The organism is Sphingomonas lycopersici (assembly GCF_026130605.1).
GTDB classification, from domain to species: domain Bacteria; phylum Pseudomonadota; class Alphaproteobacteria; order Sphingomonadales; family Sphingomonadaceae; genus Sphingomonas; species Sphingomonas lycopersici.
The window spans coordinates 204,343-231,100 of sequence record NZ_JANFAU010000003.1 but is presented as its reverse complement, the minus strand read 5'-3'; the positions used below and the strand labels follow the sequence as shown (position 1 = coordinate 231,100).

28 protein-coding genes are annotated in these 26,758 nt (G+C 66.8%); 16 read left to right on the top strand and 12 right to left on the bottom strand.

Annotated elements, in window-relative coordinates; translation table 11 throughout:
- Positions 1-37 precede the first annotated feature (37 nt).
- Positions 38-958: a LysR family transcriptional regulator gene (locus NED98_RS07790; protein ID WP_265312493.1), complete on the bottom strand. Its 921-nt coding sequence runs from the start codon at positions 956-958 to the stop codon at positions 38-40.
- A 114-nt stretch (positions 959-1,072) separates the two neighbouring features.
- On the opposite strand from NED98_RS07790, the gene NED98_RS07785 reads away from it, so the two are divergent.
- From NED98_RS07785 to NED98_RS07750, 8 genes are all read left to right on the top strand, one after another.
- Positions 1,073-1,939: a pirin family protein gene (locus NED98_RS07785; protein ID WP_265312492.1), complete on the top strand. Its 867-nt coding sequence runs from the start codon at positions 1,073-1,075 to the stop codon at positions 1,937-1,939.
- Positions 1,940-2,040: 101 nt separating this feature from the next.
- The gene (locus tag NED98_RS07780; RefSeq protein WP_179515268.1) at positions 2,041-2,682 is read left to right on the top strand and encodes a hydrolase; all 642 of its coding nucleotides are present in this window, start codon (positions 2,041-2,043) and stop codon (positions 2,680-2,682) included.
- A 187-nt stretch (positions 2,683-2,869) separates the two neighbouring features.
- Positions 2,870-3,031 carry a putative hemolysin gene (locus NED98_RS07775; RefSeq protein ID WP_265312491.1) on the top strand — a complete coding sequence of 54 codons (162 nt, stop codon included), beginning with the start codon at positions 2,870-2,872 and terminating at the stop codon, positions 3,029-3,031.
- Between the two features lie 250 nt (positions 3,032-3,281).
- Positions 3,282-5,603 (top strand): TonB-dependent receptor domain-containing protein, encoded by a 2,322-nt coding sequence (locus NED98_RS07770; protein WP_265312490.1) that lies wholly within the window; start codon positions 3,282-3,284, stop codon positions 5,601-5,603.
- A 161-nt stretch (positions 5,604-5,764) separates the two neighbouring features.
- The gene (locus tag NED98_RS07765; protein ID WP_265312489.1) at positions 5,765-6,793 is read left to right on the top strand and encodes a Dyp-type peroxidase; all 1,029 of its coding nucleotides are present in this window, start codon (positions 5,765-5,767) and stop codon (positions 6,791-6,793) included.
- Position 6,794: 1 nt separating this feature from the next.
- A complete protein-coding gene (locus NED98_RS07760; RefSeq protein WP_265312488.1) occupies positions 6,795-7,604 on the top strand; it encodes a family 1 encapsulin nanocompartment shell protein in 810 nt (269 codons plus the stop codon).
- A gap of 110 nt (positions 7,605-7,714) precedes the next feature.
- Positions 7,715-8,299, top strand: a complete 585-nt coding sequence (locus tag NED98_RS07755) for an RcnB family protein (RefSeq protein WP_265268180.1) — start codon at positions 7,715-7,717, stop codon at positions 8,297-8,299.
- A 285-nt stretch (positions 8,300-8,584) separates the two neighbouring features.
- Complete coding sequence (locus tag NED98_RS07750) at positions 8,585-9,052, top strand: universal stress protein (RefSeq protein ID WP_265312487.1); 468 nt, start codon at positions 8,585-8,587, stop codon at positions 9,050-9,052.
- A gap of 13 nt (positions 9,053-9,065) precedes the next feature.
- Here NED98_RS07750 and NED98_RS07745 read toward each other — a convergent pair whose 3' ends face one another.
- The 8 genes from NED98_RS07745 to NED98_RS07710 all read right to left on the bottom strand — a co-directional run bounded on the left by NED98_RS07745 (position 9,066) and on the right by NED98_RS07710 (position 17,350).
- Positions 9,066-9,446: a reverse transcriptase-like protein gene (locus NED98_RS07745; protein WP_265312486.1), complete on the bottom strand. Its 381-nt coding sequence runs from the start codon at positions 9,444-9,446 to the stop codon at positions 9,066-9,068.
- The gene (locus NED98_RS07740) at positions 9,431-9,979 is read right to left on the bottom strand and encodes a pseudouridine synthase (RefSeq protein WP_265312485.1); all 549 of its coding nucleotides are present in this window, start codon (positions 9,977-9,979) and stop codon (positions 9,431-9,433) included. The genes NED98_RS07745 and NED98_RS07740 overlap by 16 nt, the downstream gene beginning before the upstream one ends.
- A complete protein-coding gene (locus NED98_RS07735) occupies positions 9,976-11,592 on the bottom strand; it encodes an NAD(P)/FAD-dependent oxidoreductase (protein ID WP_265312484.1) in 1,617 nt (538 codons plus the stop codon). The genes NED98_RS07740 and NED98_RS07735 overlap by 4 nt, the downstream gene beginning before the upstream one ends.
- 41 nt (positions 11,593-11,633) lie before the next feature.
- Positions 11,634-12,959, bottom strand: coding sequence for a c-type cytochrome (locus tag NED98_RS07730; RefSeq protein ID WP_265312483.1), 1,326 nt, complete (start codon positions 12,957-12,959; stop codon positions 11,634-11,636).
- A 2-nt stretch (positions 12,960-12,961) separates the two neighbouring features.
- Complete coding sequence (locus NED98_RS07725) at positions 12,962-15,127, bottom strand: xanthine dehydrogenase family protein molybdopterin-binding subunit (protein ID WP_265312482.1); 2,166 nt, start codon at positions 15,125-15,127, stop codon at positions 12,962-12,964.
- Positions 15,111-15,560 (bottom strand): (2Fe-2S)-binding protein, encoded by a 450-nt coding sequence (locus tag NED98_RS07720; RefSeq protein ID WP_265312481.1) that lies wholly within the window; start codon positions 15,558-15,560, stop codon positions 15,111-15,113. The genes NED98_RS07725 and NED98_RS07720 overlap by 17 nt, the downstream gene beginning before the upstream one ends.
- A gap of 78 nt (positions 15,561-15,638) precedes the next feature.
- On the bottom strand, positions 15,639-16,409 hold the full coding sequence (locus tag NED98_RS07715; protein ID WP_265312480.1) for an ABC transporter ATP-binding protein: 771 nt from the start codon (positions 16,407-16,409) through the stop codon (positions 15,639-15,641).
- Positions 16,403-17,350 carry a FecCD family ABC transporter permease gene (locus NED98_RS07710; protein ID WP_265312815.1) on the bottom strand — a complete coding sequence of 316 codons (948 nt, stop codon included), beginning with the start codon at positions 17,348-17,350 and terminating at the stop codon, positions 16,403-16,405. Before NED98_RS07710 ends, NED98_RS07715 begins: the two co-directional genes overlap by 7 nt.
- Before the next feature lie 380 nt (positions 17,351-17,730).
- Here NED98_RS07710 and NED98_RS07705 point away from each other — a divergent pair, with 380 nt between their 5' ends.
- Positions 17,731-18,549, top strand: a complete 819-nt coding sequence (locus NED98_RS07705) for an ABC transporter substrate-binding protein (protein WP_265312479.1) — start codon at positions 17,731-17,733, stop codon at positions 18,547-18,549.
- A 184-nt stretch (positions 18,550-18,733) separates the two neighbouring features.
- On the opposite strand, the gene NED98_RS07700 is transcribed toward NED98_RS07705, so the two are convergent.
- On the bottom strand, positions 18,734-18,895 hold the full coding sequence (locus NED98_RS07700; protein ID WP_265312478.1) for a hypothetical protein: 162 nt from the start codon (positions 18,893-18,895) through the stop codon (positions 18,734-18,736).
- 127 nt (positions 18,896-19,022) lie between these two features.
- Here NED98_RS07700 and NED98_RS07695 point away from each other — a divergent pair, with 127 nt between their 5' ends.
- Positions 19,023-19,232 (top strand): hypothetical protein, encoded by a 210-nt coding sequence (locus NED98_RS07695; protein ID WP_265312477.1) that lies wholly within the window; start codon positions 19,023-19,025, stop codon positions 19,230-19,232.
- A 15-nt stretch (positions 19,233-19,247) separates the two neighbouring features.
- Here NED98_RS07695 and NED98_RS07690 read toward each other — a convergent pair whose 3' ends face one another.
- The gene (locus NED98_RS07690; protein ID WP_265312476.1) at positions 19,248-20,384 is read right to left on the bottom strand and encodes an NAD(P)/FAD-dependent oxidoreductase; all 1,137 of its coding nucleotides are present in this window, start codon (positions 20,382-20,384) and stop codon (positions 19,248-19,250) included.
- A gap of 119 nt (positions 20,385-20,503) precedes the next feature.
- Here NED98_RS07690 and NED98_RS07685 point away from each other — a divergent pair, with 119 nt between their 5' ends.
- The 6 genes from NED98_RS07685 (at position 20,504) to NED98_RS07660 (ending at position 25,043) form a co-directional block, all read left to right on the top strand.
- Positions 20,504-21,382, top strand: a complete 879-nt coding sequence (locus NED98_RS07685) for a pirin family protein (protein ID WP_265312475.1) — start codon at positions 20,504-20,506, stop codon at positions 21,380-21,382.
- 49 nt (positions 21,383-21,431) lie between these two features.
- The gene (locus NED98_RS07680) at positions 21,432-21,758 is read left to right on the top strand and encodes a GNAT family N-acetyltransferase (protein WP_265312474.1); all 327 of its coding nucleotides are present in this window, start codon (positions 21,432-21,434) and stop codon (positions 21,756-21,758) included.
- 112 nt (positions 21,759-21,870) lie between these two features.
- The gene (locus NED98_RS07675; protein WP_265312473.1) at positions 21,871-22,344 is read left to right on the top strand and encodes a carboxymuconolactone decarboxylase family protein; all 474 of its coding nucleotides are present in this window, start codon (positions 21,871-21,873) and stop codon (positions 22,342-22,344) included.
- On the top strand, positions 22,341-23,192 hold the full coding sequence (locus NED98_RS07670) for a sigma-70 family RNA polymerase sigma factor (protein ID WP_265312472.1): 852 nt from the start codon (positions 22,341-22,343) through the stop codon (positions 23,190-23,192). The genes NED98_RS07675 and NED98_RS07670 overlap by 4 nt, the downstream gene beginning before the upstream one ends.
- A 125-nt stretch (positions 23,193-23,317) precedes the next feature.
- Positions 23,318-23,980 carry a peroxiredoxin gene (locus tag NED98_RS07665; RefSeq protein ID WP_179515290.1) on the top strand — a complete coding sequence of 221 codons (663 nt, stop codon included), beginning with the start codon at positions 23,318-23,320 and terminating at the stop codon, positions 23,978-23,980.
- A 31-nt stretch (positions 23,981-24,011) separates the two neighbouring features.
- Positions 24,012-25,043, top strand: a complete 1,032-nt coding sequence (locus NED98_RS07660) for an MBL fold metallo-hydrolase (RefSeq protein ID WP_265312471.1) — start codon at positions 24,012-24,014, stop codon at positions 25,041-25,043.
- Positions 25,044-25,081: 38 nt separating this feature from the next.
- On the opposite strand, the gene cls is transcribed toward NED98_RS07660, so the two are convergent.
- A complete protein-coding gene (gene cls / locus NED98_RS07655; RefSeq protein ID WP_265312470.1) occupies positions 25,082-26,482 on the bottom strand; it encodes a cardiolipin synthase in 1,401 nt (466 codons plus the stop codon).
- Positions 26,483-26,758: the final 276 nt, after the last annotated feature.

Sequence of the window (26,758 nt, the reverse complement as noted above, 5' to 3'; positions counted from 1 at the left end):
TAGCCGAACTTTTTGGTCAGGACTCCTGCGATCTTGATCACGCATAGAGCCGGGCGTCGGCGCGCCTGCGTTGCTCGTCGCACTGGTTGGCGAGGTAATCGAGCAACGCGCGCACCGACGGCAGCAGGCCGCGCCGCGACGGGAAAACGGCGTGGATGATGCCGGCGCGCGGTCGCCATTGTGGCAGCGTGTGGATCAACCGCCCCTCCGCGATGTCGCGCCAGATCATCATCGTCGGCAATTGCACGACGCCGACCCCGGCCAATGCAGCCTCGCGCAGCGCCGCCATATCGTCGGTTACCAGCCGCGGGCGATGCGGCAGCGTCGCGGTCTCGCCAGCGGGGCCTTCGAGCTGCCAGTGATGATCGCGCCGCGGCGGGCCGAGATCGAGGCTCGGCAGTGCGGCAAGATCGGCGGGCGAAGCGAGCGCGGCCGGGACGAGCGCTGGGCTGGCGACCAGGCATTGCGTGCTGGTGTCGAGCTTGCGCATCACCAGGTCGCTCGGCTCGAGCGGCGGGAAGCGGACGCGGATCGCGATATCGAAGCCCTCGGCCATCACGTCGACCCGGCGATTGGTCGCCTCGAGGTGGATGTCGACCGCCGGGTTCTCGATCATGAAGCGGGCGAACAGCGCGCCGAACTGGAAGCCGATCAGTGCGATCGGGCAGCTCACGCGGATCACCCCGCGCGGTTCGGCGCGCAGCTCGGCGATGACCTGATCCGCGGCCTCCGCCTCGACCAGCATGGCGACGCAGCGATCGTAATATTCGCGGCCGACCTCGGTGATCGAGAAGCGCCGTGACGAGCGATTGAGCAGCCGCACGCCGAGCCGGTCCTCGAGCAGCTGGATGCGCCGGCTCAATTTCGATTTCGGGATATCGAGCGCGCGGCCGGCGGCGGCGAAGCCGCCGTGGTCGACGATCTGGACGAAATAATAGAGATCGTTCAGGTCCTGCATCGTTCTGTTGATAGAACGATGCGTCGGAAATTGGCAATCTTTCGCGCTGCTCGTTCCTGCATATCTTGCTCTCGACGCGGTATCGCCAAAGCGATCGCCGCCCGGAGACAGAAGATGACCAAGGCAATTCTCGGCCGCTACGGCAACAATCGCGGCCATTGGGTGGGCGACGGTTTCCCGGTCCGCTCGCTCTTTTCGTACAACAATCTCGGCCAGCATATCAGCCCGTTCCTGCTGCTCGATTATGCTGGACCGCACGATTTCGCGCCCACCACCGATCGGCGCGGGGTCGGCCAGCATCCGCATCGCGGGTTCGAAACGGTGACGATCGTCTATGATGGCGAGGTCGAGCATCGCGATTCGGCCGGCAATGGCGGGATCATCGGGCCGGGCGACGTGCAGTGGATGACCGCGGCTGGCGGAATCCTCCACGAGGAATATCATTCGCCCGCTTTCGCCAAAACCGGTGGCCGATTCCGCATGGTGCAATTGTGGGTCAATCTGCCCGCGAAGGACAAAATGGCGCCCGGCGGCTATCAAGGCATCGTCGCGGCGGACATTCCCGCCGTCAATCTGCCCGACAATGCCGGCACCGCGCGGGTGATCGCGGGCGAGCTGCTCGGCGCCAAGGGGCCGGCGCGGACCTTCACCGCGATCAACCTGTGGGACGTCAAGCTCAACCGCGACGCGGACCTGACGCTCGATTTGCCCGAAGGCCATACCGCGATGATCGTCGGGCTCGGCGGGCATGTCACCGTCGAGGGCAATCAGGCGCTCGGCGAGGCGGAGATGCTGCTGCTCGGCCGTGAGGGTGACAGCGTACGGATCCACGCCGATGGCGACGCGACCTTGCTGGTGCTGACCGGCGAACCGATCGACGAGCCGATCGTCGGTTACGGCCCGTTCGTGATGAACAGCGAGGACGAAATCCGCCAGGCGGTCGACGATTTCAACAACGGTCGCTTCGCCCAGGCGGCGTGACCGACGGCCCCGGCGCTTCACCGCGCCGGGGCTTTTTTTCATCCCGTGCGGCGGCCCGCGCCGCCCGGATGTTCCCACCGCGGGCATGGAAGGAAAGCAATATGGCGAGTGACCCGATCCGCGATCCCAAGGCCGATCGCCTGCTGACGCCGCAGAATGCCGCGTTCATCATCATCGATTACCAGCCGGTGCAGGTGAATTCGATCGCCTCGATCGACCGGCAATTGCTGCTCAACAACATCGTCGGCTGCGCCAAGGCGGCGGTCGCTTACGGCCTGCCGGTGGTGCATTCGACCGTCAATGTGAAGACCGGGCTCAACAAGCCGCCCGTGCCGCATATCCGCAAGGTGCTCGGCGACTATCCGACCTATGACCGGACCAGCATCAACAGCTGGGAAGACACCGAATTCCGCAAGGCGGTGGAGGAGACCGGCCGCAAGAAGCTGATCATGACCGCGCTGTGGACCGAGGCGTGCTTGACCTTCCCCGCAATCGACGCGCTGGCGGAAGGGTATGAGGTCTATGTGCCGGTCGATGCGGTCGGCGGCACCTCGTCGACGGCGCACGAGGCGGCATTGCGCCGGATCGAACAGGCGGGCGGCAAGCTGATCTCCACGGTCCAGCTGTTCTGCGAATTGCAGCGCGACTGGAATCGGCTGGTCACGGTGCCGGCGTTCATCAACCTGTTCATCGAAACCGGCGGCACCGCCGGCATCCAGTTCAGCTACGACAAGGCGGAATAAACCGGCCGCCATCCAATCAAGCGCGCGATCTGCAATATGGCCGACACGGCTCGATTGCAGATCGGCCGCTTGATGAAGTAAGAATGAGCACAGCGGAACATCGACGGAGGACCGCCGTGAGATTGTCGTTACTTTCTGCGCTGTTGCTGGCGGAGCCGGATGCGCGCAGCAAGAGAAACCGATCGGCATGGCCAACCCAGCGTCGAAGAATTGCATCAGGCTCGGCGGCCAGTTGGAAATTCGCGGGGAGACCGCGGGCGAGACGGGGTATTGCCGTCTGCCCGACGGACGCGTGATCGAGGAATGGGCGCTTTTCCGCGAAAGCGAAGGCAAGAAGCCGGCGAACTAAGGGATGCCGGCGCGGGCTTCTTAGGCGACGGTCGGTCTTTTCGCCTAGTTTATCTTCTTGCCGGGCTAAATTATATTAATGAGGACGTGAACTAAATAACGCTCGCCATTAGCGTTATTTAGTCGAAGCACCGCTGCCCGGTCATCATTCTGTCGTCTTGCTGAAACAAAAGCGACGCCGCATTGCAAAGATCGACGGTTAGGCCCCGCCGCAGACGGGGCCATTCGCGACCCCGCGCAAGGGGAAAATCATGACGCGCAAGCCGATGTTCGCAATGATGCTGCTCGCCACCACGGCGTGGCCGTCGCTGGCGATTGCCGAGGCCCCCGCCGATGCCGCGCCCGCCGTGGCCGATGCGCCGGCGGCGGCGGACGATATCGTCGTCATCGGTCGCGGCGAAACGCGACAGGTGCAGGAAATCAGCACGCGCGATTTCGATCTCGTGGTGCCGGCGACCAGCCCGCTGAAGGCGATTGCCAAATTGCCAGGCGTCAATTTCCAGTCGGCCGATGCCTTCGGCAATTACGAATGGTCCGAGCGCGTCTCGATCCGCGGCTTCAACCAGAACCAGCTCGGCTTCACGCTCGACGGCATTCCGCTCGGCGACGGCAGCTACGGCAATACCAACGGTCTGCACATCAGCCGCGCGATCAGCTCGGAGAATATCGCGCAGGTCCGCGTCGCGCAGGGTTCGGGCGCGATCGGGACGCAGGCGACCAACAATCTCGGCGGGACGATCGAATTCATCTCCTCCGATCCGAAGCGCGAGGCGGGGCTGACGCTCAACGGCACTTATGGCAGCGACAATACGTGGCGCGCCTTCGTCCGGCTCGATACCGGCACGCTCGGCGACAACGGGCCGAGCGCCTATGTCTCCTACGGGCATTTCACCACCGACAAATGGAAGGGCTGGGGCGTCCAGCGGCAGAATCAGGTCAATGCCAAGGCGGTCGCGCCGCTCGGCGACAGCGGGCTGCGGCTGGTCGCCACGTTCGACTTCTCCGACCGGCGCGAGAACGACTATCAGGACATGTCGCTCGATATGATCCACCGGCTCGGCTATCGCTGGGACAATATCTCGAACAATTATCCGCTCGCGATCCTGGTATCGGATGTCGGTGCGAACACCGGCTATACCGGGGTGACCCCGACCAATCCGGCGGCGGGCAAGACCTATCCGGCGCCCTTCGCCAACCCCGACGACGCTTATTACGACGCGGCCGGGTTGCGGCAGGACTATCTCGCCTCGGTCGGCATCGAGACCGCGAAGGACGCCAAGATCCACGGCGAGCTGCGCGGCTATTATCACGACAATCACGGCCGCGGCATCTGGTTCACCCCCTATGTCGCCTCGCCCTCCGGCGTGCCGATGTCGGTGCGCACGACCGAATATGACATCCGCCGCAAGGGCGTGTTCGGATCGGTCGGCACGTCGCTGGGCGGGTTCGGCGATCTCACCGTCGGCGCCTGGTACGAGCGCAACGATTTCCGCCAGGCGCGGCGCTTCTACGGGCTCGACAGCCGCACCGTGCCGACGCGCGACAGCCTCGATTTCCCGCTGCTGCCCTTCTTCACGCAATGGGATTATCGCTATCAGACCGATACCTTCCAATATTATGTCAGCGACAGGATCGCGCTCGGCAATCTGACGGTCGACCTCGGCTGGAAGGGCTATGACGTGCGTGTCACCGCGACGCCGCTGACCGCCGGCAGTCTCGCCTCGGGCAAGATCAAGACGACCGACTGGTTCCAGCCGCGCGCCGGGCTCACCTATCGCCTCGGCGCCAATGCCGAATTGTTCGGCGGGTTCAGCCAGGTGACGCGCGCCTTCACCGGCTCGGCGACCAGCGGTCCGTTCGCGACGACGCAGGCCGGGTTCAACGCGCTCGGCAATCTCAAGCCCGAGCAATCCGATACCTATGAGGCGGGTACGCGTTTCCGCAGCGGCATCTTCACCGGCTCGATCGCGGCTTATTATGTCGATTTCCGCAACCGGCTGCTGGCCTATTCGGTCGGGTCGGGAATCCAGGGCAATCCGCCGATCCTGCAGAATGTCGGCGGGGTCCGCTCCTATGGTGTCGAGGCGACCGGGCAGATCAAGCTGCCCAACGGGTTCGGCGCGTTTGCGTCCTATGCGTATAATGACTCGCGCTACCGCGATAACGTCTTTGTCGTCGATCCGCTGACCCAGCAGAAGGTACTGCTCGGCGGGGTGCCGATCAAGGACAAGACGGTGGTCGATGCGCCGCGCAACATCGCCTCGGGCGAGGTGACCTATGACAGCGATCTGTTCTTCGGCCGCATCGGCGCGAATTACATGAGCAAGCGCTATTTCACCTATAGCAACGATCAGTCGGTGCCCGGGCGCGTGCTGTTCGATGCCTCGATCGGGGTGCGCTTCGCGGTGGCGGGGGATCGCAAGGTGGAGCTGCAGCTTTCCGGCACCAACCTGCTCGACAAGCAATATATCGCGACGATCGGCTCGAACGGCTTCACCCAGAAGGGCGACAACCAGACCCTGCTGGTCGGGGCGCCGCGGCAGGTGTTCGTTTCGCTCAAGACGGGTTTCTGACCGGCCTGCAGGACTCGAACGGCGCGGAGCCGGGTACGCTCCGGTTCCGCGTCTTTCCGCGCACCTGCCGCAACCTCGACCTTGCAAAGGAAGGAGGTGGCGGGGCGGTTCGAGATAGCGTAACCACGCGCAATTCCCGCCGCTTGATGGAGCGAATATTCGTGCCGACCCCCGAAAGCCAATCCGTCACAGCAAGGCTCTCTCGATCGGCGATCTTCCTGGTAGCGACGATCAATCCCGAGCCAGCGGCACTCGGCACGGTCAAAGCTTTTCTCGCCGATTTGTCCGGGATCGTCCGCGCGATCAGGTTCCGCGATGTCGATGCCGATCTGTCGTGCGTGACGGGCATCGGGTCGGGCGCGTGGGACCGATTGTTCGGCGCGCCGCGGCCGAAGGAGCTCCATCCCTTTCGCGAGATCAGCGGCGTCCATCATGCGCCGTCGACGCCGGGCGATCTGCTGTTCCATATCCGCGCCTCGCGGATGGACATGTGTTTCGAACTCGCCGCACAGATCATGGTGCGGATCGGATCGGTCGCGACGATCGTCGACGAGACGCACGGCTTCAAATATTTCGACGATCGCGATCTGCTCGGCTTCGTCGACGGGACCGAAAATCCCGTCGGGCAGGAGAGCGTGGACGCGACGATCATCGGCGACGAGGACCCGGCATTCGCCGGTGGCAGCTATGTGATCGTCCAGAAATATCTGCACGATCTGCCGAAATGGGAAAAGGTGCCGGTCGAGCAGCAGGAGGGCTTTGTCGGCCGCAAGAAGCTGTCCGACATCGAATTGCTCGACGACGTCAAACCCTCTTTCGCGCACAATGCGCTGACCGTGATCCACGACGAGGACGGCAACCAACTCGATATCCTGCGTGACAACATGCCGTTCGGCGCGATCGGCAAGGGCGAATACGGCACCTATTTCATCGGCTATGCGCGGTCGCCGAGCCGCACCGAGCGGATGCTCGACAATATGTTCGTCGGCAATCCGCCCGGGAATTACGATCGCCTGCTCGATTTCAGCCGCGCCGTGACCGGCACATTGTTCTTTGTGCCGACATCGGCGTTTCTGGATGAGGTGACGCCGGACGGCCCGGCGCCGGCGGAGGCGCGTGCCGCGTCGCCGGACGTCGCGCCGGCATCGCACGGCTCGCTCGCTATTGGATCGCTGAAGGACGGGGACTGACATGAACAATCTTCATCGCGAATTGGCGCCGATCTCGGCGGCGGCGTGGGACCAGATCGAGGAAGAGGCCAAGCGCACGCTCAAGCGCTACCTTGCGGCCCGCAAGGTGGTCGACGTGATCGGTCCCAAGGGGTTCGATCTCTCCGCGGTCGGCACCGGCCATACCAAGGAGGTCGCGCCGCTTCGCGAGGGGCTGCAGGTCGTCCAGCGCGAGGTGACCCCGGTGATCGAATTGTGCGTGCCGTTCAAGCTGACGCGCAAGGCGATCGACGATGTCGAGCGCGGCTCCAACGATTCCGACTGGCAGCCGCTCAAGGATGCGGCATGCACGATCGCCTTCGCCGAGGATCATGTCGTCTTCGAAGGCTATGCGCAGGCCGGCATCGACGGCATCCGGCAGGTCACGAGCAATCCCAAAGTGAGCTTGCCGGCCGATGTTCGCGGCTATCCCGAGGCGGTCGAGAAGGCGATCAATGCGCTGCGCCTCGCCGGGGTCAATGGCCCCTATGCGCTGGTGCTCGGTGCCGATCCCTATAGCAAGCTCACCGGCGAGAGCGATGACGGCTATCCCGTGCTCAAGCATATCGAGAAGCTGGTCGACCGCGAGGTGATCTGGTGCCCGGCGATCAAGGGCGGGGTGGTGGTCACCACGCGCGGCGGCGATTTCGATCTGACGATCGGGCAGGATCTGTCGATCGGCTATCGCCACCACACCGCCGATGCGGTTGAGCTCTATATCCTCGAGACGCTGACCTATCGCACGCAGACCTCGGAAGCGTCGGTGATCCTCGACCTTCCGGCGGCGGGATAAGGCGCGGCGCGGCGGCTCCAGCGGGGCGCCGCCTTCCGCGCTCGATTTCAGGGACTTGCTGCGCACACTTACGATCGGTACGCTCCGTGACGCATAATAGGAGAGTGCCGATGAAGTGGCTTCCCCTCGCGTCCGCCGGCCTGTTGCTGGTTCCCGACATCGCCATTGCACAGGCCGCCGCGCCGCAAGTGCAGCCCGTTCCGGGGCAACCCGGCCGTCCGGGTGGCCCCGGCCAGGGGCAGCGCCCGCCCGGCGTGCGCCCGCCCAATCCGGGGCCGGGCAATGGCCAGCGTCCGCCGATCACGCGACCGCCCAATCCGGGGCCGGGCAATGGCCAGCGTCCGCCGATCACCCGTCCGCCGAACCCCGGCCCGGGCAACGGCCACCGGCCGCCGGTGACGCGGCCGCCGGTCGTGCGCCCGCCGCACGGCATTGGCCACCGCCCGCCGAACTTCCGGCCGATCCCGGCCAAGCCGTTCCGCTATCCGCGCGGCTATCATTATCGCCGCTGGACGATCGGGCTGATCCTGCCGCATCTGTTCCTGTCGTCGGCTTATTATTTCGACAATTATGCGACTTATGGCTTCGGACCGCCGCCGCGCGGCCATCGCTGGGTGCGCTATGGGCCGGATCTGCTGCTGGTCAACACGCGGACCGGGCGGATCGCCGACGTCATCTACGGCGCGTTCCGCTGATCTTGTGGGGCGGGAGCGGGCGCGCGCGGCCGCTCCCTGCGCGCCCGTGCAAAAAATCGGTGCACGATCGGGACGGCGCCGCCCTTTCCTGGCGCTTGTCATCGCGACGGCAGCGTGCGACCCTCGCTCAATAGTCGATCCCGCATCGCCGATATCATTTGATTTAGAGATAACGCTTTGAGGGCATTGAGAATGTTGCCGCGCGCCGATTCTCTGCTTTCCCAATCGTCCGGGGTGATGACGCCGCGTCGCGATGCGTGGCCTTAAAGTGGGGGAGGGCGGCCTTTGTACAAACATCTTTTGCTCGCGAGCGACGGGACAAGGGAAAGTCTGGTCACCCTCCGCGAAGGCGCGCTCATCGCCAAGCGGTTCGAGGCGACCGCGCATCTGCTGATCATCGATCCCGAAACCGCGTCCACGCGCATCGCCGAAAGCCATTGCGCGGTGGAGCGCTCCGCACACAGCCGGGAATTGCTCGATCTCGGGCTTTCGCGGCTTCGGCAGCTCGGCGTGAAATCGACCGGTGAATTGTTGCGCGGCGAGCCCGTCCGGCTGATTTCGGAGCGGGTCGGGCCGCTGGGGATCGATCTCGTCGTGCTGGGGCACCGGCGGCAATCGTTTCTCGATCGTTGGTGGTCGGGCGCAAACGGCGGGTATATCGTCGACAATGTCGCGTGCAGCGTGCTGGTGGTGCGCGACACGATCAGCGACGAGGAATTCAACTGCCACCTGGCAGCCGCGTCGGCCGGGTAATACCAAGGCTTCGTTATCGCGCGTGGAGCCGGGCCAGCGCGATGCCCGCGAGGTTCTGCGCGCGTTTCACATGCCGGATATGCAGCGGGCCTGACGCAGCGCGCAGCGCTTGCAACGCCTCGAAGTGCTTGGCGGCCGCGCCGCGGCATTTCGCCGTGCCGTTCGCCTGACTGACGACCGCGAGCGAGTCGCCGACAAACAGCGGGTTCGCCAGCCCCAGGTTGCGCGCAATCTGCACCGCGTGGCGCAACGCCAGCCATTCGGCGTCCATGCTCGTGCCGGGGCCGAGATCGCGCTGCAGATAGCTGCGCCCGCCCACCACCACCGCGGTTTCCATCCCGATCGGGGCAGGGCGGTAGCCGCCGTCGAAATAGACCTTTACGCGGGGTGGCATTGCCACTCCCCGGGCGACAGACCGTCGAGCGTCCAGTCGCCGACGCGCCAGCGCACCAGCCGCAAGGTCGGGAAGCCTACCGCGGCGGTCATGCGGCGCACCTGACGGTTGCGGCCTTCGCGGATCGTCAGGCTGATCCAGCGATCGGGGATGCTCTTGCGCACGCGGATCGGCGGGTCGCGCGGCCACAATTGCGGGTCCGCGATCGCCTCCGCCTCCGCCGGGCGGGTCGGCCCGTCCTTGAGCCGGACGCCGCGGCGCAGCGCGGTGAGCGCGGTCTCGCTGATCTCGCCCTCGACCTGGACCAGATAGGTCTTGGGCAATTTGAACGCCGGATCGGCGATCCGCGCCTGCAGCCGGCCGTCGTCGGTCAGCAAGAGCAGCCCCTCGCTGTCGAGATCGAGCCGCCCCGCCGGGTACACGCCCGGCACATCGATGAAGTCGGACAAGGTGCGCCGCGCCGATCCTTCAGTGCCGCGGTCGGTGAACTGGCTCAGGACATCATAGGGCTTGTTGAACAGGATCAGCGTCACGCGGCGATGCTCCGCGCGACCGCCTCGGCGACCTTGATGCCATCGACCGACGCCGAGAGGATGCCCCCCGCATAGCCCGCGCCCTCGCCGGCGGGGAACAGCCCGCGGGTGTTGAGGCTCTGGAAATCGTCGCCACGGGTGAAGCGCACCGGCGACGAGGTGCGCGTCTCGACCCCGGTCATCACCACATCGGGGTGGTCGTAGCCCGCGATCTGGCGCCCGAACACCGGGATCGCCTCGCGCATCGCCTCGACCGCGAAGGCGGGGAGGCATTGCGAAAGGTCGGTCGGGGTGACGCCGGGGCGATAGGAGGGGATCACGCTGCCCAGCGATTCCGACGGGCGGCCGGCGAGGAAATCGCCGACGCGCTGCGCTGGTGCGCGATAGTTGGAGCCGCCGGCGACGAAGGCCAGCGACTCCCAATGCCGCTGGAAGGCGATCCCGGCGAGCGGGTCGCCGGGATAGTCGCGCGCCGGGTCGATCGCGACGACGAACCCCGAATTGGCGTTGCGCTCGTTGCGCGAATATTGGCTCATCCCGTTGGTCGCGACGCGCCCCACTTCGGATGTCGCGGCGACCACGGTGCCGCCGGGGCACATGCAGAAGCTGTAGACCGTGCGGCCGTTCCCGCAGTGATGCGAGATATGATATTCGGCCGCGCCTAGGATCGGATGGCCCGCGTCGGCGCCGAAGCGCGACCGGTCGATCCACGATTGCGGATGCTCGATCCTGACCCCGATCGAGAACGGCTTGGCCTCGACATGCACCCCCGCCGCCTGGAGCATCGCAAAGGTATCGCGCGCGCTATGCCCGATCGCCATCACCACGCGATCGGCCTCGAGATAGTCGCCGGTGTGAAGGTGCAGCCCGCGGATATGGCGCTCACCGTTCGCGCCGGTCTCGATATCGAGGCCGTCGACACGCGTCTGGAAGCGATATTCGCCGCCGAGCCCCTCGATCGTCTCGCGCAGACTCTCGACCATCGTGACCAGCCGGAAGGTGCCGATATGTGGATGCGCCTCGGTGAGGATCTCGGGCGGCGCGCCGGCCTTGACGAATTCGCTCAGCACCTTGCGGTCGAGGTGCCGCGGATCCTTGATCCGGCTGTAGAGCTTGCCGTCCGAAAAGGTGCCGGCGCCGCCCTCGCCGAACTGGACGTTGGATTCGGGGTTGAGCACGCTGCGCCGCCACAGCCCCCAGGTGTCCTTGGTCCGCTCGCGGACGACCTTGCCGCGATCGAGGATGATCGGGCGGAACCCCATTTGCGCAAGGATCAGCCCGGCGAACAGCCCGCACGGCCCCGCGCCGATCACCACCGGCCGCTTCGCGCCCGCGGGGGGCGCTTGCGTGACGAATTTGTAGCTGGTGTCCGGCGTCGGCTGTACGTTGCGGTCCTTGCGGAAGCGCGCGAGTACCGCGGCCTCGTTCTTCACATTGACGTCGACCGAATAGACGAGCTGGATCCGGGTCTTGTCCCGCGCATCGTTCGCCCGACGCGCGACGACATAGCGGATCAACTCGCGCGGGGTGATCCGCAGCCTTTTGCAGATCGCAGCCGGCAGGGCTTCGTCGGCGTGGTGCAGCGGCAGCGTCAATTCGGTCAGGCGAAGCATCGGCCGCGCTGTAGCCTGCACGCCGGCCGCGCGATAGCGCCTCAGTTCTGGCGGCGCAGCGCGGCGACCTCCTTCGCCGTGATGCTCGATCCCGCGGCGCCGAACCGCGCGGTGACATAATTGGCGACCGCGGCGACCTCGCTGTCCGAATAGGCATCGGCGAAGCTCGGCATATAAGGCCGCCCGGTGCCGGGCCTGCCCGCGCCGTTGAGGATCATCTGCGCGACATTGGTGGCGGTGGGATCGTTGACCGATCGGACGCCGGTAAGCCGCGCTTCCTCGATGATCGCCCCCGCGCCGGTCCAGGCGTGGCAGGCGACGCAATTGCCCTCGAACATGCGCTTGCCGACCGGATTGTCGATCGACGCGAGCTTGGGCGAGGCGGGCGCGGGGCCGGCGGGCTGGGGCAGGCGATCGCTGCGGATCGCGGGGACGGTCCTGAGATAGGTGACCATCGCGGCTATATCCGATTTGGTCAGCTTGGAGATACTGAGCGCGACCGCCTCGTGCATCGGCCCGGAGGCGACCCCGCGGCCCTTCGCGTGACCGGTGGTAAGATAAGCGGCGAGCTCGTCGTTGCTCCACGCGCCGATGCCGCTGATCCGGTCGCTGGTGATATTATAGGCGTTCCAGCCCTCGGCCTGTCCGCCGGCGAATTTCTGGCGCTGGTCGAGCGCCTGCAGGAGATTGCGGGGGGTGTGGCATTCGCCGCAATGACCCGCGGCCTCGACGAGATAGGCGCCGCGGTTCCACGCCGGGCTCTGCTCCTGGACCGGCTGGAAGCGTTTGTCGTCGTTGAAGAAGGCGGACCAGATTCCCATCAGCCAGCGCTGGTTGAACGGGAAGCCGAAGGTGTTGGGCTTGTTCGCCTGACGCACCGGCTTGAGCGAGAACAGATAGCTCTTGATCGCCAGCACATCGGCATCGGTTAGCCGGGTGTAGGAGGCGTAGGGGAAAGCGGGATAGAGCCGCGATCCGTCCGGCGCGATGCCCTTGTGGACCGCGGTGAGAAATTGCGCGTCGGTCCATTTGCCGATCCCGGTTTCGGGATCGGGGGTGATGTTCGGGGTGTAGATCGTCCCGAACGGCAGGACGAACGGGCGACCGCCAGCAAAGGGCGTGCCGCCCTTGGCAGTGTGGCACGCCTCGCAATCGGCCATGCGGGTGACATATTCGCCGCGGGTACGCGGATCGGCGGCGGCAAGCTCGGCCGGGACGCCGGTGGGCGAGGCGCCCTTGTAGCTGGCGAGATCGACCCGATTGCCGCCGGCAAAGCCATAAGGCCCGGGCTGGAGGATCATGCGGCCGAAGATCGCGCCGAGCACGACGATGATCGCGCCGGCGATGAGCGTGAGGATCCGCCGCATGCTCAGGCTCCCTTCGCGATCAGCGCGCGATCGATCGGCATGCGCGTCAGCTGCACCCCGGTCGCGGCATAGACGGCATTGGCGACGGCCGGCTGCGTGACCACCGTGCCCGGCTCGCCGATCCCGCCCATATTTTCCTTGCTCGGCACGACATGCGCCTCGATCACCGGCATCTCGTCGATGCGCAGGATGCGGTAGTCGTTGAAATTGCCCTGTTCGACCTTGCCGCCGGCGAAGGTGATCTTGTCGAACAGCACCGTCGATAGCCCGAAGGTCGCGCCGCCCTGGATCTGCGCCTCGAGCGTATCGGGGTTGACGACCTGCCCGACATCGGCGGCGATCACCAGCCGGGTGACGCGGACGTCGCCGGTATCGTTGACCGCCACATCGGCGATCGCCGCGAGGAAGCTGCCGAAGGCGTTCATCAGTGCGATCCCGCGCCCGCGCCGCGCGCCGTGGGGCGAAGGCGGGGCCGGGGTTCCCCAGCCAGCCTTCTCCGCCACGAGGTTGAGGACACCCAGCGCGCGAGGGTTCTTCTCAAGATGCGCGCGGCGGAAGTCGAGCGGATCGCTCCCCGTCTTGCGCGCGATCAGATCGATGAAACACTCGACCGAGAAGATGCTGCCGTTCGGCCCGACACCGCGCCAGAAGGCGACCGGCACCGCGCTTTCGTGACGGATATATTCGACCAGCCGGTTGCCGATCGCATAGGGCACGTCCACCGCGCCCTCGACCGCATCGCTGTCGACCCCGTTGGTGAACGCCACGGGCAGCCAGCGCGCCATCACCGATCCGCCGGTGACGCGATGATGCAAGGCGGTGATCCGGCCGTTCTCCACCCGCGCCTTGAGATGCTCGTTATAGAGCGGGCGATAGAGTTGCTGGCGGATATCCTCCTCGCGCGACCAGATCACCTTCAGCGGCCCGTCGACATGCGCGGCGATGCGCGTCGCCTTGACCACCCCGTCGACCTCGAGCCGTCGCCCGAAGCCGCCGCCGATCATGTGGTTATGGATCGTCACCTTCTCGGGCGGGATGCCGAGCGCCTTGGCCGCGCCGGCCTGCGCGAAGCCGGGGACCTGGGTGCCGGTCCAGACTTCGCAGCCGCCGTCATGAACGTGGACAACGCAATTGGTCATCTCCATCGGGGCATGCGCGAGATAGGGCAGCTCGTAGCTCTGCTCGAACAACGTGCCGTCCTTGAGCTTCGCCGGCGCGTCGCCTTCCTTCTTGGCGGTGACGCCGGGGCCTTGTGCGGCCTTTTCGAGCCCGGCCCAGAGCTGCGCCTGATCGAGCCCGGCATTGCTGCCCGGCGCCCATTCGATCGCGAGCGCGTTGAGCCCCTGCATCGCGGCCCAGGTATTGTCGGCGACCACCGCGACGAGATCGTCGAGCACCACCACCTGCCTGACCCCGGGGACGGTCATCGCCTGCGCCTGATCGACCGATCCTACCTTGCCGCCGAGCACCGGCGAGGCCATCAGCGTCGCGAACTTCATCCCCGGCAGCATCACGTCGATGCCGTAGACGGTCTTGCCGGTCACCTTGTCGGGCGTGTCGATGCGATGCACCGGCTTGCCGATCAGGCGGAAATGCGCAGGGTCCTTGAGCGGGACGTCCTTGGGCGGGGTGAGCCGCGAGGCAGCGTCGGCGACCGCGCCATAAGCGATCGTCCGGCCGCTCGGCGCGTGGGTGATCACGCCGTTTTCCGTCGTCAGGCTGGCGGGATCGACCTGCCACCGTGCCGCAGCGGCGGCAACGAGCATCGCGCGCGCGGTGGCGCCGGCCTTCCGCAACGGGCCGCTCCACGCCATCGTCGTGGTCGACCCCCCGGTCGCCTGGACGATCAGCGCCGGGCTGCCGTAATTGGCCTGATCGGGCGGCGCGGGGACGGTCATCACCTTGTCGAGGGCGACGTCCAATTCCTCGGCAAGGCATTGGGTTTGCGAAGTGAAGGCGCCCTGACCCATTTCCACCGCGGGGAGCGTGAAGGTCACCGTGTTGTCGGGGGCGACATGGATGAAGGCGTTGAAACGCTTGCCGGTTGGCTCCGGCTCGTCGGCGCGCGCGGCGGCCCAGGGCAGTTCGATCGCGACCAGCAGCCCGGCGACGAGCGCGCCGCCGCCCTGCAGGATGGCGCGGCGCGAGAGATCAGGCGCGAGCGGCATGCTTGATCCCCTCGCGGATGCGCACATAGGTGCCGCAGCGGCAGAGATTGCCCGCCATCGCCGCGTCGATCGCCTCGTCGTCGGGCTGCGGATTGGCGGCGAGCAATGCCGCGGCCGACATCACCTGCCCCGGCTGGCAATAGCCGCACTGGATCACTTCGAGATCGAGCCACGCCTTCTGGATCTTCGCGCCCGCCGGAGTCGCGCCGACGCCCTCGATCGTGGTGATCGCGCGTCCCCCGACCGCGCCGACCGGCAACTGACACGAGCGCACCGCGACGCCGTCGAGATGGACGGTGCATGCCCCGCATTGCGCGATGCCGCAGCCGAATTTGGTGCCGGTCAGCCCGATCACGTCGCGCACGACCCATAATAGCGGCATATTGTCGGGGACGTCGACCTGGTGATCCGCGCCGTTGATCTTAAGATCCATCGCACCCCTCGCTTTGCCGCCAGCCCCTTGGGACGGCGACGAATAGGCGCTTTTTCGGTCAGAAGGTCAAATGGATCGTCAACGCAGCCGGTCGAGCGGCACGAGCATCGGGGTGGCGCCCTCCCCGAAATAGGCGGTAATGCCATAAACGCGCGCCAGCAACTCGGCGGTCAGCACATGGCGCGGCGCGCCGTCCGCGACCAGCGCGCCCTCCGCCATCACCAGCACGCGATCGCAGAAACGCGCGGCGAGCGTCAGGTCGTGGAGCACCGCGACGACCAGCCGGCCGGCGTCGGCTTCGGCGCGGAGCAATTCCATCCCCTCGATCTGATGCGCCGGATCGAGGCTGGCGAGCGGCTCGTCGACGATCAGCGCGGGCGCCTCAACCGCGAGCGCCCGCGCGAGCAATACGCGCGCGCGCTCGCCGCCCGACAATTCGGTCGCGAGCCGGTCGGCGAGCGACGTGACCCCGGCGCGCGCCATCGCATGATCGATCGCGGCGTGATCCGAATCGGCGAGCCGCGAAAAGGGCGCGAGGTGCGGCAGCCGCCCGAGCGCGACCAGCCGCGCGACCGTCAGCGGCCAGTGCAGCACCTGCCCCTGCGGCAGATAGGCGACCGCCTGCGCGATCGCGGCGCGCGACATCGCGGTGCGCGCGATGCCGTCGATCGTCACATTGCCGTGATGCGGGACCAGCCCGAGCAATGCGCGGACCAGCGTCGATTTGCCCGCGCCATTGGGGCCGAGCACGCCGACCAGGCGGCCCGGCGTCAGCGCGGCCGATACCTCGCGCACCACATGCCGCCCGCCGAGGGAGACGCTAACCCGATCCGCGGCGATGCTCACCACAGTCGCCGCTCCCGCATCAGATGGACGAGGAAGACCGGCACGCCGAGAAAGGCGGTGACCACGCCGAGCTTCAATTCGTTGGTCGCGGGGATCACCCGCACCGCGACATCGGCCAGCGCGAGCAACGCCGCCCCGGCGAGCGCGCTCGGCCACAGCACCGCCGACGGGCTGCGATCGGTGAGCGGGCGGACGAGATGCGGAACGATCAACCCGACGAACCCGATCGCCCCCGAAACCGCGACCGCCCCGCCGACCCCGATCGCCACTCCGAGCATCAGCCGCATCCGCGTCGCGCGGAGATCGATCCCCAACGCGGCCGCGCCGTCTTCGCCGAGCGTCAGCGCATCGAGTGCGCGGCCTTGCCCGGCGAGCAGCACGATGCCGATCGCGATGCAGGGAAGCGCGAGCAGGACGTGGCGGAACGAGCGATCCTCGAGGCTGCCGAGCAGCCAGGTCATGATCTCCATCGCCGCGAAGGGGTTGGGCGACAGATTGAGCGCGAGGCTGATCCCGGCGCCGGTCAATGTCGCCACCGCGATCCCGGCGAGGATCAGGGTCAGCGGGCTTTCCGATCGCCCGGCGAGCGCGAACAGCGCCGCGAGCGTCACCAGCGCCCCGGCGATCGCGAGCACCGGCAGCGCGACCGCATTCCACTCGGCGATCCCGAAATAGAGCGCGACCACTGCGCCGAGCGCCGCGCCGTTCGACGCACCGAGCACCGAAGGTTCGGCGAGCGGATTGCGCAGATAGCCTTGCAGCGCGGCGCCGGCGAGCCCGAGCATCGCGCCGACCGCAAGCCCGAGGATCGCGCGTGGCAGCCTGAGCTCGATCAGGATCGCGCGCTCGATCGGATCGCCATGCCCGGCAAGCGCGGCAAGCGCGTGGCCCGGCGCGATCGAGGTGCTGCCGATGCCCACGCCGAGCACGCCCGCGACCAGCATTGCGAGGATCAGGGCGGGCCAGAGCCAGCGGCGGGTCACGATCGGGCAGCCTCGTCGGGCAAGGGGGTAGGCCCGACGCGGGCGCGCGGACCGGCGGGTGCCTAGCGCGGATCGGAACGGAGGAGAACTCGTTTTTCCGTCGTGCAGACCCTCCTTTGTGCTGCCGCGCAGGCGGGAGCCCAGACTAGTGGGTAGATACAGACGGATGGTTCCCGCATCTCTCACCCGGCATGACGGGAAAGGATTCCGGGACTCATCCGTTGTGTTCTCAGCATTAGGTCCCCGCCTTCGCGAGGACACGGGGGAGCCGAGTGGAGCGTTAACGGACCTAAGATCACCCCTCGCCTGGACGCCGGCAATCGGGCAAAGGCGCGGATGCGATGCGCCGCTTGCTCCTTCTGCCTTTGCTGACGATCCTGCTCGGCGCCGCCCCGCCTCCGCCCGCTGCACCTCGCCGGATCGTGTCGCTCAACCTGTGCGCCGACCAATATCTGCTCGCGCTCGCCGATCGCGGGCAGATCGCGGCATTGACCAATTTCGCGCGCGATCCGCAAATGTCCGCCGTCGCTGCCGCGGCCCGGTCGGTGCCGATCACCCGCGGTGGGGCGGAGGAGGTGCTGGCGCTGCGCCCCGATCTGGTCATCGCCACGCCCGGCCGTCGCCGCGAGACGATGGCGCAGTTACGCGGCCGTTCGATCGCGACGCTCGATCTCGTGCCCGCCGAAAGTTATGCCGAGATCCGTGCGCAGGTGCGGATGGTTGCTGCGGCGGTCGGGCATCCCGAACGTGGCACCGCGCTGATCGCGCGGATGGATGCCGCGCTGGCGCGAATCCCGCGCGACGCCGGGCACCGCGCCACCGCGGCTTATTATCAGCGGCGCGGCTATCTCACCGGCACCGGTACGTTGGTCGACGATCTGATGCATCGGGTCGGGCTGACGAACCTTGCCGCACGGTTGGGCAAGCCGGCGCTGGCCCGCGTCGGGCTGGAGGAAATGGCGCGGGCGCGGCCGGACTATCTGATCGTCGAAACCGCGACCGATCAGGTGACCGATCAGGGCATCGAATTGCTCCATCATCCGCTGCTCGGCACGATCCCGCGGTTGAAGCTGCCCGAAGCCTGGACGGTGTGCGGCGGCCCTGCCTATGTGCTGGCTGCGGACTCGCTCGCGCGGCAATTGCGCCGGCGGGGGCGATAACGCGCTTTCGCCGGAACCGCGCCCGATCCGGCGCGTTGAAACCACGCCGATCGATCGAAAGACGATCCGGTATCGAAGGCTTTGGTCACACCGAGCGTGTTGAGTAAACCTTCAGGGAGCCCCGCCGCTGAAAAGCGACGGGGCTTACTTGTATCGCCGATAGTGAGGTTCGCGGTGGGCGCGGTTAACCCGGAGAACCGGGTTGCCGCGGCGCGGTTTCCTCGCCGCCTTCGGCCGGTTCTTCGCTCGACTCGCCCTCGTTGGTCTGGTCGCGGTTGCGTTTGGTGCCCGGCGGGCCCTCGACGTCGCGGCCGGATTGCCGAGGTTCGTTGCTGCGGTTGTTCATCGCGCTGCTCCTGGCATTTCCAAATGTCGTGGCGCGCCGACGTTCCGTGCGCTTTGCCTAACCTGGATCAGTTCCGGGGAGCGGCCGCGTGCAACGGCACGTTGATCGGGCATTCAGGAGAAGCGGCATGAACCAACCAGCCAAACGGCAGCGTCCCGATCTGCCCCCGGACAACGGCAAGCGCGCCCGCGTCGATCCGGAGACCGGCGAGGTGCGCGGCGCCGGATCGGGGGCGGGGGGCGGCAACGCCGGCGAGGATTTCGACAGCGACTCCGCGACCGGCTCGGGTTATCCGCAGACTGGCGGCGATCGGCAAAAGCGCGACCACAAGCAGTAATGGCCGAAACGGCGCTCAGCCGCGCGGCTTGAGCCGTTCGGGTGACATCGCCTCCCGGGTGACGCCCCACTCGGTCAGCATCTCGGGCCAGGCGGTGCCGGCGATCAGCGCCTCGGTGATCGCGCTCATCGCGGGAGCGGTCTGCAGCCCGTATCCGCCCTGACCGGCAAGCCAGAAGAACCCCGATGCGTCGGGCGCGAACCCGGCGACGGGGACGCGATCGTGGGTGAAGGTGCGCAGCCCCGCCCAGCTATGGCTGATCCGGCGGATCGGCACCGAGGTATATTCCTCGACCTTCGACGCGGCGAGCGCGATGTCATATTCCTCGGGGTGCGCGTCGCCGGGATCGCTCGGGACCTCGTCGACCGGGCAGGCGAGCAGTCGGCCGGATTCGGGGAGCATGTAGAAATCGTCGACCGCGGTCTTGGTGAACGGCCAGTCGCGCACGTCGAGCTCGGCCGGCGCGTCGAATACGATGATCGTCCGCCGCAGCGGTTGCAGCCCAAGCGGCGCGACTCCGGCGAGGCGCGCGATCTCGTCGCACCACGCGCCGGCGGCATTGATCAGGACCGGCGCGGCGTAACTGTCGCCGGCGGCGGTGGTGACCGTCCACGCACCGCCTTCGCGTGCGACCGCAACGACCCGCGCGTCGGGGATCGCCTCGCCGCCCGCTTTCTTGAGCGTCGCGCGATAATCCTGCTGCAGCGCCTCGCTATCGAGCCGGCGCGCGGTGCGATCGATCACCCCGGCGACCACGCCGTCGCCGCCGGTGTTGAGGATCGGCACGATCGCCTTCACCCCCGCCGCATCGAGCCGTTCGAGCCGGTCGCTGTAACGCGCCATCTCCGCCTCGAGCTCGTCGAGCCCGTCGACCATACCCGGCGTGGCGATGAACAAGGCGGCGGAGGGGCGCGAAAGCTCCACCCCGGCGGCGGTGGTGGTCTCAAAATGCGTGCGGCTGAACGCGGTCATCCCGCGGACCACCGATTTGCCGATCCCGAAATGATAGAAGGTCGCGCTGCGGCCGCTCGAATGATAACCGAACGCACTTTCCGCTTCGAGCAGCAGCGTCCGGCCGTGCGGGGCGAGGCGGGCAGCGGCGGAGACGCCGGCGATGCCGCCACCGATGATCAGGAAATCGGCCGTTTTCAAAAAATACACTCCCTCTTCGGCGCGCGAGGTGCGGCGAATGCGCGCGAAGGTCAATGCTCGACTTACGCGCGGCGCGGCGCGATGGTGCGCGAAACGAATCCGCTCCGGAAGGAAATGACGTGACGATCGAACGCATTATCGACAAGCGCAGCCGCGATCTGGGCGGCGGCTTCGTGGTCGGCCGGGTGTTGCCGTTCCACGCGCGGCGGATGGTCGGGCCGTATATCTTCTTCGATCACCTGGGGCCGCTCGAGCTGGCGCCGGGCATCCCGCGCGAGCTCGACGTGCGCCCGCATCCGCATATCGGGCTCGCGACGGTGACCTATCTCTATTCCGGGCAGATCACGCACCGCGACAGCCTGGGCTATGAGCAGGAAATCCGTCCCGGCGAGGTCAATTGGATGGTCGCGGGGAGCGGGATCACGCATAGCGAGCGGCTCGAATATGCGCGGTCGCACGGCGCCAACATGCACGGCATCCAGGCGTGGGTCGCGCTGCCGCTGGCGGACGAGGAGACCGACCCGAGCTTCGATCACCGCGAGGGCGACGACCTGCCGCAATGGACCGAGGACGGGGTGCGCGGCCGGCTGATCGCGGGCACCGCCGACGGGCTGACCGCCGGGGTCAAGGTCCATTCGCCCCAATTCTACCAGCATTGGGAAATGTCGCCCGGCGCGCGACGCAGCGTGACCACCGCCTACCCCGAGCGCGCGGTCTATTGCGCGAGCGGCGAGGTGACGGTCGGCGGGACGGTGCTGAACGCGGGACAGATGGCGGTGCTCGCCGGGCGCGACGCGGTGGACGTCGAGGCGCGCCAGCCTTCGACGGTGATGGTGCTGGGCGGCGAGCCGATCGGCGAGCGCTTCCTGCTGTGGAATTTCGTCTCCTCGTCGAAGGAGCGGCTCGAACAGGCGGCGGAGGATTGGCGGCAGCAGCGGATGAAGCTGCCGGTCGGCGACGATCGCGAATTCACCCCGATGCCCGAGGCGGCGCACTGATGTTGGCGGCGAGACCGGTGGCGGCTGTCATGACGAAGGAATGAAGGCGATGGCCGATATCACGATCACCAAAGAGGATGGCGCGCGTCACGGCCGCTATGTCGCGCGGGTCGCCGGGATTGACGCCGAGGCCGAACTCACCTTCACGCATCGCGGGCCGGGGCTGATCAGCGCCGACCATACCGGCGCGCCCGAGGCGCTGCGCGGCACCGGCGCCGCGGCGGCGTTGGTCGACTATCTGATCGCCGATGCGCGCAGCGGCGGGTTCAAGATCATCCCGCTCTGTCCCTATGTCCGCGCGCGATACGAAAAGCACCCGGACTGGCAGGATGTGATGACCGTCGGGCCGGGGGAGATGCCGCGGATCACGGTGTGAACTCTCTCCTCACAGGGGAGAGCGAGAAAAAAATCAGAAAAATCTTCGCCCGATGTCACGCCCGGCATCGTGGGCTCGTCATGTCACCGGAACCCACGAAAGGACCCCGACCATGACTGCCAAGCTCAACCCCTATGCCGCTGCCCCGCAACTGATGAAGACCTGGACCGGCGCGTCGATGGCGATCGCCGCCAGCCTCGAGCCGAGCCTTATCGAACTGGTCAAGATCCGCGCCTCGCAGATCAACGGCTGCGCCAATTGCATCAATATGCACACCGTCGAGGCGCGCGCGCAGGGCGAGACCGAACAGCGCATCTACCTGCTCTCCGCGTGGCGTGAGGCGCCGTGCTACACCGATCGCGAGCGCGCCGCGCTGGGGTGGACCGATGCGCTGACCCGCCTGTCCGAAGGGCATCACCACCGAGAGGCCTATGCCGCCCTCAGCGCGCATTTCTCCGAGGAGGAGCAGGTCAAGCTCACGCTGATGATCAACATCATCAACGGCTGGAACCGGCTCGCGGTCGGTTTCGGGCTGTGGATCGAGCCCGAGGCGGCCAAGGCGGTGCAGCAGCAGGTCGCGGCATGACGAGCGCCGGCGCGGCGGAAAGCTTCGATCCGCTGCGCCCGCGGCTGCTGCGCGTCGCCTATCGCATGCTCGGTTCGGTCGCCGATGCCGAGGACGTGGTGCAGGAGGCCTTCATCCGCTGGATGGGGGCCGACCGCGCCGCGGTGCGCGAGCCCGAGGCGTTCCTGCGCCGCACCGTGACGCGGCTGTGCCTCGATCAGCTCAAATCGGCGCGGCACAATCGCGAAACCTATATCGGCCCGTGGCTGCCCGATCCGATCGTCGAGGAAGAGGAAGAGGCGGAGGACGTGACCCTGCCGCTGATGCTCGCGCTCGAACGGCTTTCGCCGCTCGAACGGGCGGCGTTCCTGCTCCACGACGTCTTCGGGGTCGGCTTCGACGAGGTGGCGACGACGATCGCGCGCGATGCCGCGGCGTGCCGCCAGCTCGCCGCGCGTGCCCGGGCGCACGTCCGCGAGGCCCGGCCGCGCTTCAAGGTCGAGAAAGAGCGCGGGATGGCGATCGCCGAAGCGTTTTTCGCCGCGTCGCGCGGGGGTGACATGACCGCGCTCGGCGCGATGCTCGCCGCCGATGTCAGCATCCATTCCGACGGCGGCGGCAAGCGCCCGGCGGCGATGAAGCTGGTACTCGGGTTCAAGCAGGTCATGCAGGTCCACAAGGCGCTGGCGGTGCTGTTCCGGAAACACCGCTCGCAATTGGTGCGGACCGCGTTCGTCAACGGACTGCCCGGCTTCGTGACGCGCGAATCCGACGGCGAATTGCAGACCACCGCGCTGGAGATCGAGGACGGCAAGGTCGTCGCTATCTATGTGATGCGCAACCCGGACAAGCTGCGTCACCTCCACTGAATTGGCGTGGCCCGGCATCGGGCATCGCTCTATAGTGGAGCGATACCCGGTTTCAGGCGTATCTTGGTGCGGACGACCTTCTGCGCGCGGGTGCGCCGGGTCGAAAAGCACAGGAGGGCGAGAGCATGACGCTGCTGATCAACGATATCGCGCCGGATTTCACCGCAAACACCACCGAGGGACCGATCAACTTCCACGAATGGATCGGCGACGGCTGGGCGATCCTGTTCTCGCACCCCAAGGATTTCACCCCGGTCTGCACCACCGAGCTCGGCTATATGGCCGGGCTCAAGCCCGAGTTCGACAAGCGCAATACCAAGATCATCGGGCTCAGCATCGATCCGGTCGACAATCATGCGCGCTGGGCCGCGGATATCGAGGAGACACAGGGGCATAAGGTCAATTACCCGATGATCGGCGATACCGATCTGAAGGTCGCCAAGGCCTATGGCATGCTGCCGCGCGACGCCGGCGAGACCTCGGAAGGGCGCACCGCGGTCGACAATGCCACCGTCCGCGCGGTGTTCGTCATCGGGCCGGACAAGCGCATCAAGGCGATGCTGATCTATCCGATGAGCAGCGGGCGCAATTTCGACGAGGTGCTGCGGCTGCTCGATTCGTGCCAGCTCACCGCCAAACACACCGTCGCGACCCCGGTGAACTGGCGCCCCGGCGACGATGTGATCATCCCGCCCTCGGTCTCGGACGAGGCGGCGGCGGCGAAATATCCTGAGGGGTGGAAGACGCTCAAGCCGTATCTTCGGGTGATCGCGCAGCCGCGCGATTGAGGTTGCGGGTGCTCGCGCGGAGGAGGGCGTGATGATCTTTCGCCAATTGTTCGATTCCGCGTCGAGCACCTATTCCTATCTGCTGGCGAGCCGCGCGGGCGGGGAGGCGCTGATCATCGATCCGGTGCTGGAGCGGACCGACCGTTACCTGCAATTGATCCGCGAGCTCGATCTCAAGCTGGTCAAGGCGGTCGATACGCATCTTCACGCTGATCATATCACCGCGCTCGGCGCGCTGCGCGACCGGACGCATTGCATCACCGTGATGGGCGAGCAGACCAAGGCCGATATCGTCTCGATGCGGCTCGCCGACGGCGACAGGCTGACGATCGAGGGCGTGTCGCTCGATGTGATCTACACCCCGGGGCATACCGACGATTCCTATAGCTTCGCACTGCCCGACCGCGTCTTCACCGGCGATACCCTGCTGATCCGCGGCACCGGACGCACCGATTTCCAGAACGGCGACGCGCGGATGCAATATGAGTCGCTGTTCGGGCGGCTGCTCAAGCTCCCCGATGCGACATTGGTCTATCCGGCGCACGATTATAAGGGCGATACGGTATCGACGATCGGCGAGGAGCGCGCGCACAATCCGCGGCTGCAGGTTTCCAGCGCCGACGAATATGCCGAGCTGATGCACAGTCTGAAGCTCGCCGATCCCAAGATGATGGATGTCGCGGTGCCCGCCAATGTGCGCGTCGGGCTCGATCAGGAGGCGATCGCGCGTGCCGGCTGGGCGGTGTGCGCCAAGGAAGCGGTAAGGCTGGTCGGCGCGCCCGACGTGATGCTGATTGATCTGCGCGAAGAGGGCGAGCGCGCGCGCAATGGCGTGATCTGCGGCTCGCTTCATCTGCCCTATCCCAATCTCCACGACAGCATCGGGGAGGGGGGGATGCTCCACGAGCTGGCGAAGCTGCCCGACCGGCGGCTGCTCTTCTATTGCGCGTTCGGCGAGCGTTCGGCGATGGCGGTGCAGGAAGCGCGCGCGGCGGGGCTCGCGGTGTTCCATATCCAGGGCGGGATCGATGCGTGGCGCAAGGCGGGCGGGCCGTTGAGTTAACGCGCCGAGCACAAACCCTCCCCGAGGAACGACGCAACCTAGAGCAAAGAGTTGAACAGTCGCGCGACATTCTCGGCCAGCCGCCGCGCCAGCGAGCGTTGCCGCCATTGCGCCAGATCGATCGTGTCGGACTGGGCGAGATATCCGCGCTGGATCGCCTCGACCGCGGCGACCGACGCGGGGTCGTAGAGCAAGAGGCTCGCCTCCTCGTTGAGCTGGAACGAGCGCAGATCGACGTTGCTCGAACTGACGATCGCCAGCCGACCGTCGATCCCGACATTCTTGGCGTGGAGCAGGAAGCCGCGGAACAGGTGGATCCGCACCCCCACCGCCATCAGCTCGTCGTAATAGGAGCTTTGCGACAGGTTGACGAGCCGCTGGTCGACCACTTCGGACAGCACGATGTCGACCGTCACCCCGCGCGCGGCGGCGGTCTGCAGCGCGGCGAGCACGCCTTCGTCGGGGATGAAATAGGGCGCGACCATCACGATCCGCTCGCACGCTTGGTGGAGCTGCCAGACAAGCAGAGATTCGAACCCTTCCAGCCGGTAATTGGCGCCGCTCGGCATCAGCTGCGCATCGGCGTCGCCGGTCGCGGCGGGCAATTCGATCCGGTGTTCGGGGAGGATGCCGGTTTCGAGGCACCAGTCGCCGCGGACGATCGCCTCCATCGCCGCGACCACCGGCCCGGTGACGCGCGCGACCAGCTCGCGATTGACCACCCCCGGGCGGAAATCCTTCGCGACGATATTCTGCGATCCGGCATAGCCGATGCACCCGTCGATCACGAACAGCTTGCGGTGGTTGCGCATGTCGCGGCGCGAGCGGTTGCGCCACAGCCGCCACGGCAGCGATTCCATCACCTCGACGCCGTGCGCGCGCAGCATCGCGAGCGTGCCCTTGCGCCAGTGATGCGAGCCGACCGGATCGAACATCACCCGCGCCTCGACCCCGCGTGCCACCGCTCGTCCCAAGGCGGCGGCGATGCGCCGGCCGACATGATCGTCGGCGAAGATATAGACGAGGATATGGACGAAGCGCTGCGCGGCATCGATATCGGCGACGAGCCGGTCGATCACCGCGTCATAATCGTCGATCAGCGTGATGTCGTTGCCCGTCGTCGCGGGCATATGCCCGAGCGTCGCGGCGAGATCGGCGGTCGGGCGATTGTCGCCCAGCCTCGGGGCGTGCGCGGCAAGGCTCGCGGCGGTCTCGCGGAAAAAGGGCTGCAGCGCCGCGAAGCGCTGTCGGCGCCACGCCGGGAAGCGCGGATTGCCGATCAGCAGATAGAGGATCAGCCCCGGGATCGGCAGGAAGAAGATCAGCAGCAGCCACGCGCGGGTGGCGTTGGGCGAGCGGCGCTGCGGGACGACGATCAGCGCGCCGATCCGCACGATCCATTCGACCGCGTAGTAAAGGACCTCAATCTGGTTCGACACCCGTTGCTCCCGGCTGCGTCAGCATCTCATGCTCAGACGCAGACCGGGAGGCAAGGGTTTCAGCCGGCCGCCTGAGGGCCCAAATCTAATCGGGACGACGTCGTGATCGCCCGGAGAAGCCCGCTGGCAAGGAGTGCAGCGCAGACGCGTAGCAGTCGCTACGCGCAAGCAAGCGACGCCGTCCAGCGGGCTTCTCCGGGTGACCGCTCTGCGGCGGGCGGCTTTTGGCGCCATGCGGCGTCGCGCGTCGATCACGATGCATCAGCATCGCTCTCT